We start from the raw sequence: 12,606 nt of genomic DNA on the forward strand, positions 1-12,606 counted from the left end.
ATTAGTTTTGTGAAAATATTTTTTCTCATATTATTCTTTCTTCCATTTTCTCTTTTTGCGCAGGAAGTTGTCGAGCTTAAGAATGCGGACAGGTTAACGGGCAAGGTTATTGATGGAAAATCGGTGCGTGAAGCGGAGGGCAACGTCCAGTTTGTTCAGGGAAACATTCGCGTATTCTGCAATTCCGCTACGCAGTTCATAGATGAAAACAGAATCATACTTGTCGGAAATGTGAGAATTTATCAAGATACTCTAACGCTCACTACATCTCGCGGTGTTTATTATGGAAATGAAAAACGCGCGACAGGTGAAGGCGGTGTCACACTAAAAGACCCCAATGCAACACTGCGTGCCGATTATGGAACATATTACTTCAACGAAGCAAAAGCAATTTTCAACGGGGATGTAATCATAAGAAACCCGCAATATCAAATCACATCAAAGGAACTAACATATTATAGAAACTCGGAAGATTCTTACGCAAAAGGGAACGTGAAAGTCGAGACGGATTCTGCAGTTATAACGGCTGAAAACGTGGACTTTTTGAAACGTCAGGGACTATCATTTGCATATCAGAATGCAAAGCTGGTTTCGGATTCAACGGTTATAACTGCAGATACGTTAAGAGATTTTTCATTCGAAAACCGTTCGGAAGCATCAGGAAACGTTACAATAGTAAGTGAGAATAACAACACTGTCATCACCGGAAATTTTTTAGAAAATTTTGAAGATAGAAACTACACAAAGATAACCGGTAATGCGAAGCTTCAGCAGATTGAACAAAACGCAAACGGCATAAACGACACTTTGTTTATTTACAGCAGTATGATGGAAGCATTCAGGGATAAACCTGAAAAATATACTGCAAGCGGAAACGTCGAGACGATAAGAACTGAATTTATGTCACGTTCGGAAAATGCATTTTATTTTCGTGATGCTGAAACTATTTCCCTTACAGGCAACCCCGTGGTATGGCAGAATAATTCTCAGATGACGGGTGATTCTATTTATGCCGAGCTTCCGGGTAAACAACTACAGACAATTTATGTAATGAAATTTGAAGCATCCGAAAGACCTTCATTTCTTATTTCGCAATCAGATTCTGTTTATTTCAAAGAAAGATATAATCAGGTTACAGGTGATAATATCATAATCAATTTTCTGAACGACAAAGTAAACAATGTCTTCTCAGATAATAACTCAAGCAGTATTTATTTTCTGTATGAAGAAGACGGCAAAGCAAATGGTGTGAATAAAATATCAGGCGTAGATATGAAGGTTTTATTTGACAGCACCGAACAGGTTGAAAAAATCATAATAGAGCAGGATCCAACCGGTCAATATGCCTCTGAGAACAACATTTCCGAGATAAATTTGCGTCTTCCGGGATTTATGTGGCGAGATGATAAACCCATTAGAAAATAGGTTTTTAATTAAATTTTAAGATACAAAATGTATTTTATCTGAGCAAAATAAATCTTAACTTATTTCTTTGCTAACCTCAAAAATAACCTTTATTAATTATTTTTTATCATGAAACTAAAAAACCTTTTACCAATTCTTTTTATTGTTATCGTCACCGCGCTGTTAATTTCTTCAGGCGGGAAAACCATCGGTGAGAACAACAATAAAACCAACTTTCATTACGACCAGAATTATATCGAAGACGAGCTTATCGTAATGCTTAAAGAAGGAGTGGATGCAAATAATTTTGCTTCACAATATAACAGATCTAACAGTATTGGTCTCGAACCCAAAGAAGTTTTATTCGAGCCGTATAATATATGGCTGTTTAAATTTGACAGAACTAAAAGCGAATCTGTTAACGCATTGATGGATGTTATGGGTGAGCCAAATGTTAAGCTTGTGCAGTTTAACCATAAAGTACAATCAAGACAACAGGTTTTTCCTAATGACACGAGATTCAATGAGCAATGGGATATGCATAATACAGGGCAGACAGGCGGAACACCTGATGCAGACATTGATGCTCCTGAAGCTTGGGCAATCGCAACCGGCGGTCAAACTGTATTTAACGATACCGTTGTTTGTGCCGACGTTGACGACGGTTTTTTCTTAACTCATCAGGACGGAAGTTATTGGAAGAATACACGTGAAATTCCAAGTAATGGAATTGATGACGATGCAAACGGATACGTAGATGATTATGATGGATGGAGTGCTTACACAAACAGCGGTGTAATAACCAGTGCATCACACGGAACACACACTTCCGGAACAATCGGTGCAGTTGGTAACAATAACCAGGGTGTCACCGGTGTTAACTGGAAAGTCAAAGTTATGGCAGTTCAAGGGTCATCCGGAACTGAAGCAACAGTTGTAAAAGCATACGGTTATGTTCTTAAACAAAAAATGCTTTATCTGCAAACGAACGGACAAAAAGGCGCATTTGTAGTTTCAACAAATTCTTCATTTGGTGTTGATAACGGTCAGCCGGCGAACTATCCTTTATGGTGCGGATTTTATGATTCACTTGGTGCATGGGGAATTTTAAATTGCGGTGCAGGTCCTAACAATAATGTTAACATTGACATTGTTGGTGATATTCCGACAGCATGCCCTTCTGATTTTATGATTTCAGTAACAAACACAACGAACACAGACGTTAAAAACTCAGGAGCAGGCTTTGGTCCTATAAATATGGACATTGGAGCTCCGGGCACAAGCATCCTTTCAACTACTCCAAATAATAATTATGCAAACAATACCGGAACATCAATGGCGACACCTCACGTGGCAGGAACAGTGGGCTTGATGTATGCTGCGGCAGGGGCGCCGTTTATAACTTTAGCAAAAAACGACCCTGACTCATGCGCAAGATTATTTAAGAAGTTTATAATGGAGGGTGTTGATACTTTAGCATCGCTTCAAAGTTTAATTTTATCTAAAGGAAGACTGAATTTATTTAAAACAATTTCAAAAGTTAAAATTCAGAATGTTCCTGTCCTTAATGCATATAACTTGACTTCACCTGCAGCAGGTGTTACAATTAATACTTTGCCCGGTTCAAACACTCCTATTACTTTTAACTGGGATACTTCGGCAACGGGCGCTTCATATAGATTTATTTTTGGCTCACCAAATGCTACATCAAGACAAATTTCGGTTCCTGCTGGATTAAATTCAGTGACATTTACATCAGGACAGTTAAATTCAATGCTTGCAGCACTTGGAGTTGCAACAGGCGGTCAGCTTGTTGGTCAATGGGATGCATGGGCTTACAGAACACTTCCTGTAAACGATTCTTTAAAAGCTGCTAACGGTCCGAGAGCAGTTACATTAAGAAGGCAAACCCCGGTTTTGTCCGCTTTCAATCTTAATGCACCTGCAAGCGGCACTACAATTGTAACTTCAGTCTTTAATACGGGTAATGTTTTATTTAACTGGAGACGTTCAGGCGAAGGAACAACATATAAAGTTTATTATGATAGTCCGACATTCACAGGTCCACCGATTTTTGGAATGGCATCGAATAATGGCGGAACAGATACAACACTAACTATTCAAAATTCTGCACTCGATGCAATATTGGGAAGCTTAGGTTTAAATCCGGGTGATTCATCCGTTGGTCAATATGCTGTATGGGCTTATAATGGGGCTGATTCACTTAAATCAACACAAACTTATAACATTACTTTCAAACGCCAGGCAAAAGGCGATGTAATAGTTTTATACGATTCAACAGTCGCAAACTGCAGAATTTCAAAAGACTCAATCATTGCAGGTCTTAACTCAAGAGGCGTTACTTATGATTTATTCAATAGAGGCGGAAATACTGCAACTACAGGTATTTCTTTCAGAGGTTACAAAAAAGTAATTCTTCTTGGTGAAGGAACTTCAGTTGCTTCGAACAGAGTAAAAGATTCTTTAAAGACATATCTTGCTTCAGGCGGAACTTCAATTGCAACAAAATCAAAGCTTATAATTTTTGCTGAGGATGCCGGTTATCACTGGGGCAGAACCGGCTCAACATATATTGATGTTGATTTCGTTTCAAACACACTCGGATGGACATTCGTTGCCGACAGACCTACCGGAAGCACAGGTCCTGAGGGATTAATGGGTGATAGAATAAACGCAGGATTAAAAGACAGCACTTCAGGTCCATGGCCTGATGTGATTGCAAAATCAACTGTTCCAAGCTTGTCACACTTATATGCATTTACAAGAGTAGCCGGTAACTATAATGGTGTTGGAAGAATGGCAAATAACTTTAACGTTGCAACATTCTGTGTTGACTTTGAATCTCTTAAAAATGCAGTCGGTGGTGCAAGCGGTTCACCTCAGAGAAGATGGATACTCGGAGCATTGGATTATGTTGACCAGATAAATCCGACCAACATAGAAGACCCGAATGCTATTCCAACTGTTTATGAATTAAAACAGAACTTCCCGAATCCGTTCAACCCTGTAACAAAAATAAACTTCTCAATTCCGAAACAGGGATTTGTATCTATGAAAGTTTATGACATAACAGGAAGACTGATTGCAAGTCTTGTTAACGAAATGAAGTCACCCGGATACTACTCGGTTGATTTCAATGCAACAAATCTTGCATCGGGAGTTTACTTCTATAGATTGGAATCAAAAGAATTCATTGACGTAAAACGAATGATGCTTATCAAGTAACCTCGTAAAAAAACATTGATTTATTTTAAAAAAGCCGTCTTTTGACGGCTTTTTTATTTACATTTCTATATTTCCACAAAATCCTCAAAAAATAAACTTAAATAGCCAATAATTGTAAGTATAATTAAGTGTTTTAACTTAGAATTAACGACTTATTGAGGATAAATAAGTTATATCTAAGCTAAATTAATAATTATTTTTATCAGTCTTGATTTTATTGTTTGGGTTCTTTATAATTGTAGTGTAAAAACTATCTTAAAACGTAGTTTTTTGTTTTACCCTGAAAGAGAAAAACCCCTGATTTTAAATAATATTCATAAAACTAAATTAACTGCTATGAAAAAAATTTTTATGGTTTTAGCAATGATGTTTTTAACTGTAACCATTGCAAATGCTCAACCATGGACAGCCTACAATACGGGACAGCCGTATTCATTATTCGGTGTTGACTTTAAAGATGCAAACACCGGTGTTGCTATCGGTCAGGGCGGAACAGTATTGAGAACCACGGATGCAGGCGCAAACTGGGAAGTTGTCTGGCAGCATTTAACAATCTGGCTCAATGATGTTAAATGGCAAGGCGCAGGAAATCCGACATGGGTTTGGGCGGTTGGCTTACACGGTGTAATTTTAAAATCTGTTGATGACGGTGTTACATGGACCATTTCAAGAGATTCTTCTGATGTATTGCATACATTAAGAGGACTTGAGACATGGGGAACAGACAACGTTCTTGCAGTTGGTTATGCAGGAGCAATGTTCCAGACAAACAATGGTGGTGGAGTTTGGGCTCAGCGAACCGATATCCCTTGGACAATGCATTCAATTGCATTCTCACCTAACTTCTTAGTTGATGGTAGAGCTATTATCTGCGGAACAGACGGTTTAATCTGGAGGTCAACAAACTTCGGAGCAAACTGGGTATCAAGACCTTCAGGCAGATATGATTACCTGAATGATGTTGTTTTCTTAGATCCGGATGTCGCAATGATTTGCGGTAACAACGGAACAGTTTTAAGAAGCACCAACTGGGGATTCAGCTGGTCGCTTATTGATTTCTCATCAATTACAATTGAGCATTTGCGTTCAATTGACCAGTTCTTTGACGGTATTGCCCGCAAAGTTACTGTAGTTGGTGACCATGGAAAAATCCTGACATCAAACGATAATGGTTTCGTTTGGTTTGATCAGTTAAATGCTGACGGAAGACATTTATACGGAGTTTCTTTATACTCATTAACAAATGCAACTGCAGTAGGTGAAGTCGGAACAGGCGTTACCGGCGCAATGTTCGTAACATTCGCAAACGGTGCAGTAGGCATCAGCCAGAACGGAACAACAGTTCCTTCAAAATTTGAGTTGAGCCAGAACTATCCTAATCCGTTCAACCCAAGCACTAAAATTAATATTTCAGTTCCTTTCACAAGTCCTGTTAAATTAACTGTGTTTGACATAACAGGAAAAGAAGTTGCTTCATTGTTTAACGGAACATTGAGCGCAGGAAATTATACATATGATTTCAATGCAACAAATCTTGCCTCAGGAATTTATATGTATCAGTTGACAACAAACAACTTTGTTGAAACGAAAAGAATGACTCTTATTAAGTAAGAATTTCCAAATATACTTTTTTCATAGTAAGGAAGCCCCGTGAAAACGGGGCTTTTTTATTTTAATTCATTAGTAAAAATGCTTATTTACAAACAAAAGTCTTGATTTTTATTTTTATAATCGCAATTTTGTAGTAAATAAACTCGCTCAGTTACCCTACTTCGCCTGTTTATCACACCCTGAAAAAATCACCCTGAAGCTTAGAATTATTTTCTAAATTAAATTTTTTGCTATGAAAAGATTTTTCTTCGCTTTATTTTTGGTGTTTGCCACAGTCGAAAGCACCCAAGCACAACCCTGGACATTATATCAAACCGGAGTTCCATATTCGCTTTTTGCAGTCGATTTTAAGGACGCAAATACCGGTCTTGCTGTAGGTCAGGGAGGAACCATCATAAGAACAATAGACGGCGGTCAAAGCTGGAATCTTGTATACCAGCATTTAACAATCTGGCTTAATGATGTTAAATGGCAGGGCGCGGGGAATCCGACCTGGGCTTGGGCAGTCGGTCTTAACGGGGTTATCTTAAAAAGCACTAATGATGGCGCAAATTGGACAGTCTCAAAAGACTCGACGGATGTTTTGCATACCTTGCGGGGTCTTGAAACATGGGGAGTTGATAACGTTCTTGCTGTCGGTTACGCAGGAGCAATGTTTCAGACTAATAACGGTGGTGCGGTGTGGACACAAAGAACAGACATTCCGTGGACAATGCACTCGATTGCTTTCTCGCCGAACTTTGCAATTGACGGAAGAGCAATAATAAGCGGGACTGACGGATTAATATGGCGTTCAACCAACTTCGGAGTTAACTGGGTATCACGACCTTCCGGAAGATTTGATTATCTTAATGACGTTGTTTTCATAAATCCGGATGTAGCAATGATATGCGGAAACAACGGAACGATTTTACGTTCAACAAATTGGGGGCATACCTGGTCGGTTAATCTGCAATTTCTTACAAGCGAACATCTTCGCTCTATAGATATGTTCACTGACGGAATAAACACTAAGATTACCACCTGCGGAGACCACGGAAAAATTATGACTTCGAATGATTTGGGTTTTACATTCATCGACCAGCTCAACCTTGAAACACGTCACATGTACGGTGTATCATTAAGGTCATTGCTTGAAGGTACTGCAGTTGGTGAAATAGGAAGCGGGGCTGCAGGAGCAATGTATGTTACAAGCGCTAACGGTGCAGTTGGAATTTCTCAAATCGGAACCGGCGTACCGGATAAATTTGAGCTTAAACAAAATTATCCTAATCCCTTTAACCCAAGCACGAAGATAAATTTTTCAATTCCTTTTGCAGGACCTGTTAAGCTGGCAGTATATGATATATCCGGGAAAGAAATTGCCTCATTGGTAAATGAAAAATTAAACGTTGGAACTTATGAATATGAATTTAAAGCAGGTAATCTTGCAAGCGGAGTTTATTTCTACAAACTGATTACAAATGATTTTGTTCAGACAAAAAAAATGACTCTTATTAAATAATGTAGTGAGAACAATAGAGAGAAATATGTAACAAAAAAGCCGCTTGCTCAGCGGCTTTTTTGTTTGTAAACATTAATATGGTAGGACAGACATGACCCAAAGGGTACCCCTTGTCTGTCCCGACAGGCAGGAATGCCTGTCGTACTAAATTCAAATTAATTTTTTTCTTGCTTAAACAATATCTCCACAAAACAATATACATCCTCAAAAGTATTATATAACGGAACAGGAGCAACGCGTATTACATCCGGTTCACGCCAGTCACAAAAAACGCATTCCTTAATCAATCTGTCATGCATAATTTTTCCGTTTTCTTTTGCTCTTAATGACAATTGACAGCCCCGCGCATCGGGATTTGCGGGTGTAATAATTTCTATTAAATTATTATGTTCCTTATTTTTTTCGTTTATTAGATACTCCATATAACCAGTAAGCTGCACACTTTTTTCTCTCAGTTTTTCTATATTAGCTTCATAAAAAACATCAAGAGATGCTTTTAATGCCGCTAATTGAAAAATCGGAGGATTGCTTAACTGCCAACTTTCAGCAGTTGGAATCGGAATATATTTCGAGTCCATTAAGAATCTTGTTCCCTTATCATGTCCCCACCATCCTAGAAATTTCGGAAGTGTTGCATCCTGAACGTGCTTTTTATTTATAAAAGCTCCGCCTATTGCGCCGGGACCGCCATTCATATATTTATAATTACACCACACAGCAAAATCAACATCCCAGTCATGCAAATACAATGGCACATTTCCTATTGCATGAGCCAAATCAAAACCAACAATGCATCCTTTTTTATGTCCTGCCTCAGTAATTCCTTTCATGTCGAACAATTGCCCGGAGTAATAATTCACTCCTGCAATCATTATCAAAGCAATCTTATCTCCTTCCCTGTCAATGATTTCCAAAATGTCATCCATTCTTGTGATGGATTCGCCTTCTCTCGGCTTTGCTTCAATCAATGCATCCGCAACACCGAAACCATGAAATCTTATCTGTGATTGAACTGCATAATGGTCGGAAGGAAAACAATTTCCTTCAATTAATATTTTATAACGTTCATTTGTTGGTCTGTAAAATGATACCATCATTAAATGCAGGTTGACCGTAAGCGAGTTCATGTTCACAACTTCCTCGTTTTCTGCTCCCGCAAGCGCAGCGGTTTTTTCGGTTAAGAACTCGTGATACGGCAGCCACGGGTTTTGCGCATGAAGATGACCTTCGACGCCAAGGTTTTTCCAGTCTTCCAGTTCTTGTTCAACATATGCTTTAGTTATGAACGGCTGAAGTCCAAGTGAGTTTCCGCAAAGATAAATAACTTCATTACGGTCTTTATCACGGGGAATATGAAACCGGTTGCGGAATTCCCTCAGCGGGTCGTTTTTGTCAGCGTCTTTTGCGTAATTTTTATCTGTTGTGTACATTTTACAATTTAATTACGAATTTCACAAATTAATACGAACTTTTAAAAACAAAATTAATTAAAAAGGTCATTGCAAATTGTAAAGAAATACTCTGCTTGGTGCGGCATCTGATTTCCAATCGGGAATCTGAATACTCACCAAATATTTTCCATCAGTTATTTCATTTGATGCATAAATCATTTCAGTAATTGTTTTCAATGAATGATTATTCTTTTCGACATCGTGACTTTCTTGTTTAACGTTCCAAAAAATATGATGATTAGACAGCTTGCCTTCGTCAAATGTTCTGTCAACTGAAGGCAAATCTGCAAGCAGATGCTCAATGCCGAGTTCATTAATATAACTCATCGCGCCATTAGAAAAAAATGGCGGTTCGTTTTGCATGTATCTTCTGATTTTTTTGGAATCATCGTTCGGCAAAGTTCTTATCATTAAAGCTTTTACGTTATCATTTTTTTTAATTTTTTTCTCTATGCTTTCTCGTGTAATGACTTTATCTGTGCCGTTGAACTTTGGGTCATAATTATCTTTAGTCTTATCTGCATTAACAGGTTCTACGGTAATTAATTCCCCAATCATAAAAATATTTTTCAGAACATCATTTACATAAATTCTTTTATCGGTTATGTGACCGACGCATTCGGTGTGTGTGCCGTTGCAATGAGGGATAAGGGTAACTTTTTCAAAGTTACAGCTTCCGCCCTGACGTGTATCGCCGATTATATCACCCGCCTGATATGGGAATGAAGTCGCAAGCTCGACATCATATGTGTTCGGCTGTTCTGCGTTGAAATTAACAGGTATGGATATTTCAAGAGGTGCTGAAACATCAACTGAATAATTTTTATTATTTATTTCAATGGATAACTTCATTTAGTATGCCTCAAGATATTTATACTCAATTCTGCTGTATTCTTCAGTATCAATTACCTGGAGCAATGAACTATTAATAAAATCTCTGATGGGACTATTATGTTTCATTCCGAATGAAAACGAAACCTGCTCTGCCCGCATAGGGTAAAGAATAACGTCATCGTAATTCATTGTCTTTATGTCATATCTCAGCATATATTCATTTGAGACAAAAGCATCGATTTGTCCGTCTTTCAATGCTCTAAAACCGTCGTTACTGCTGTCATAAGTTTTTAATTTTGCTCCAAGGTTTTTAAAATTATAATCATCAATGTCTTTCAGCAGCCCCAAAGATTTGCCTGAAAAATCTTTTTTGTTAAGTATCATCGGCTGGTTTATATCCTGATTTATGATATTCGTAACTGTTGCAGTAAAAAAACTTACCGCAATGACACTGATGAACATCCATACAAGAGTTACAATTCTTCCGCCGGTTGTCGAAGGATTTTTTTCACCTGCAATAGTAGTGAAAGTTGTGCCTGCCCAGAAAACTCCCATCCCGAAACCCTTTCGCCATTTACCGCCATAATCGCTTTTGTCTGATTTTCTTTCAAACAGCCAGATTAAAATTCCGACAGGAATTATGCTTAACACGAATATTAATGCAAGCTTTAGAAAACTCCATGATATAACAATATCGAAAACACTTACCAGAGGATCTTTGCCCGTTGTGCTTTTTGTAGCATATGCGAGGGATGAAGTATAAAAAGGATATGTCAGCTCAATATCTTTGTATGTATTGTCGCTTAAGATTAAGCTGTTAGCAACAACGTCAATTTTTCCCGAGTTCAGAACGGCTGCAATCGAATCCTGGTCTATCTCAATTATATTGTATCGTACATCTTTCTTTTGAGAAATGAGAAGCCACAAGTCAACCGCGATACCTGTCCATCTTCCAAGCTCATCCTTGTGAGCAAACGGAGGATTTTCATAAACCCCTACATATATTGTATCTTTGCCGGGAGTTAATTGCTGCGAATAAATGCTTTGCGAAACAGTTAGAAGCAATAATATAAATAGAAGAAATTTTTTCATATAATGCAAAATATTTAACGGATTCCACGAAATAAACATAAAAATTATGGAAAAATGGCAATTCAATTTATCTTTAATCTCGGAAACAATTTAGGTATTTTTAAAAATTAGAATATTATAGAGAAAATTTAAGAATTTATTTTGATAGAAGTTAGAAAAGAACAGGAAAGAGCGGTTTTGGTGTGTTATTCAAACAAATTTGCTGAAAAACATAACCTTTCTGAAAAATCTCTTGAGGAATTGCAGCTGCTTGCGGAAACTGCAGGCGCAAAAGTGGTGAAAACCTTTTTTCAGCAAAACAGTTTTTTTGACTCAAGATATTTGATAGGCAAAGGCAAGGTCGATGAGATTGCGGATTTTGTTCAGAACAATAACATACAGCTTGTAATTTTTGAGAACGAACTCGGGTTCACGCAGTTCAGAAATCTTGAGGTTGCTTTTAAGACAAAAGTTCTGGATAAGACGAATTTAATTCTCGACATCTTTGCATCGAACGCAAGAACTGCGCAATCAAAACTTCAAGTTGAGCTTGCGCAGCTTGAATATCTGAGACCGCGTCTGACTAGACAATGGACTCACCTTTCAAAACAGTTCGGCGGTATCGGAACAAAAGGTCCGGGTGAAACTCAGATTGAAACTGACAGACGTTTAATCGACAAAAAGATTTCCGTTCTGAAAGAAAAGCTCGTGAAACTTGAGGCACAAAGGAAAACACAGGCAGCAGAAAGAAAAAATTATTACAGGATTTCTCTTGTCGGATATACCAACGCAGGGAAATCGACGCTGTTAAATTCTTTGACGGACTCTGATGTATATGTAAAGAATAAGCTTTTTGCAACACTTGATACTTCGACAAGAGCTTTAAGCATTAAAGACAAGAAAACCAAAGACGTTATATCAAGATTTCCGAAAAAGATTTTGATTTCTGATACGGTCGGATTCATAAAAAACCTTCCTCATATGTTAGTTGAATCTTTCAAGTCAACTCTTGCTGAGGTTGTTGAATCTGATATTTTATTGCATGTGATTGATGTTTCAAACGAGGATTTCAGAGAGCAGATGGAAGCAGTGATGACAACATTAAAAGAAATAAAAGCGGATAACAAAAAAATTATTAATGTATTCAACAAAGTTGATGCTCTGCGTGAGCATACCTCTGCTGAAGTAAGTAAAGAGTTAATGAATGACTTAAAAGTTATGCATCCGAACTCGGTTTTTGTTTCTGCAGAGAAAGGAATGAACTTAAACAACCTCATTGATGCAATAATAAAAGAACTGACTGCAAATAATTTTGATAAAACCGTGAAGCTGAAAGCAGGTGACTATAAAGGACTTAGTGATTTATACAATCTTGCGGAAGTGAAAGACATAAAATACTTGAAAAACAGCATAAAAGTGAAGATAAATACCACCGAAAAGAATTACTCAAAATTGGAGAAGATGTATGATTTCGCGTGATTATTT

At 37.7% G+C, this 12,606-nt stretch carries 8 protein-coding genes; 5 read left to right on the plus strand and 3 right to left on the minus strand.

The features are described from left to right. Positions 1-9: 9 nt before the first annotated feature. From VHP32_02750 to VHP32_02765, 4 genes are all read left to right on the plus strand, one after another. Positions 10-1,425, plus strand: coding sequence for an OstA-like protein (locus tag VHP32_02750; protein HEX2786797.1), 1,416 nt, complete (start codon positions 10-12; stop codon positions 1,423-1,425). Between the two features lie 108 nt (positions 1,426-1,533). Next, on the plus strand, positions 1,534-4,650 hold the full coding sequence (locus VHP32_02755; protein ID HEX2786798.1) for a S8 family serine peptidase: 3,117 nt from the start codon (positions 1,534-1,536) through the stop codon (positions 4,648-4,650). A 336-nt stretch (positions 4,651-4,986) separates the two neighbouring features. Then, positions 4,987-6,261, plus strand: coding sequence for a T9SS type A sorting domain-containing protein (locus VHP32_02760; GenBank protein ID HEX2786799.1), 1,275 nt, complete (start codon positions 4,987-4,989; stop codon positions 6,259-6,261). Positions 6,262-6,493: 232 nt separating this feature from the next. After that, complete coding sequence (locus tag VHP32_02765; protein HEX2786800.1) at positions 6,494-7,765, plus strand: YCF48-related protein; 1,272 nt, start codon at positions 6,494-6,496, stop codon at positions 7,763-7,765. 155 nt (positions 7,766-7,920) lie between these two features. On the opposite strand, the gene kynU is transcribed toward VHP32_02765, so the two are convergent. The 3 genes from kynU to VHP32_02780 form a co-directional block, all read right to left on the minus strand. Then, positions 7,921-9,195, minus strand: a complete 1,275-nt coding sequence (gene kynU, locus VHP32_02770) for a kynureninase (GenBank protein HEX2786801.1) — start codon at positions 9,193-9,195, stop codon at positions 7,921-7,923. A 66-nt stretch (positions 9,196-9,261) separates the two neighbouring features. After that, positions 9,262-10,068 (minus strand): cyclase family protein, encoded by an 807-nt coding sequence (locus VHP32_02775; protein HEX2786802.1) that lies wholly within the window; start codon positions 10,066-10,068, stop codon positions 9,262-9,264. Continuing rightward, positions 10,069-11,142: a transporter substrate-binding domain-containing protein gene (locus tag VHP32_02780; protein HEX2786803.1), complete on the minus strand. Its 1,074-nt coding sequence runs from the start codon at positions 11,140-11,142 to the stop codon at positions 10,069-10,071. It lies immediately after the preceding gene. Positions 11,143-11,283: 141 nt separating this feature from the next. Between VHP32_02780 and hflX the strand changes: the two genes are divergently transcribed. Then, positions 11,284-12,600: a GTPase HflX gene (gene hflX, locus VHP32_02785; protein HEX2786804.1), complete on the plus strand. Its 1,317-nt coding sequence runs from the start codon at positions 11,284-11,286 to the stop codon at positions 12,598-12,600. The last annotated feature ends 6 nt before the right edge of the window (positions 12,601-12,606 follow it).

The sequence above is a fragment of the Ignavibacteria bacterium genome, from assembly GCA_036262055.1.
In the GTDB taxonomy this organism is placed as follows: Bacteria; Bacteroidota; Ignavibacteria; order Tepidaquicellales; family Tepidaquicellaceae; genus DATAJP01.

Coding starts and splice junctions, on each gene's coding strand:
- VHP32_02760 (HEX2786799.1), top strand. CDS start 4,987: ATGAAAAAAATTTTTATGGTTTTAGCAATGATGTTTTTAACTGTAACC.
- VHP32_02765 (HEX2786800.1), top strand. CDS start 6,494: ATGAAAAGATTTTTCTTCGCTTTATTTTTGGTGTTTGCCACAGTCGAA.
- kynU (HEX2786801.1), bottom strand. CDS start 9,195: ATGTACACAACAGATAAAAATTACGCAAAAGACGCTGACAAAAACGAC.
- VHP32_02775 (HEX2786802.1), bottom strand. CDS start 10,068: ATGAAGTTATCCATTGAAATAAATAATAAAAATTATTCAGTTGATGTT.
- VHP32_02755 (HEX2786798.1), top strand. CDS start 1,534: ATGAAACTAAAAAACCTTTTACCAATTCTTTTTATTGTTATCGTCACC.
- VHP32_02780 (HEX2786803.1), bottom strand. CDS start 11,142: ATGAAAAAATTTCTTCTATTTATATTATTGCTTCTAACTGTTTCGCAA.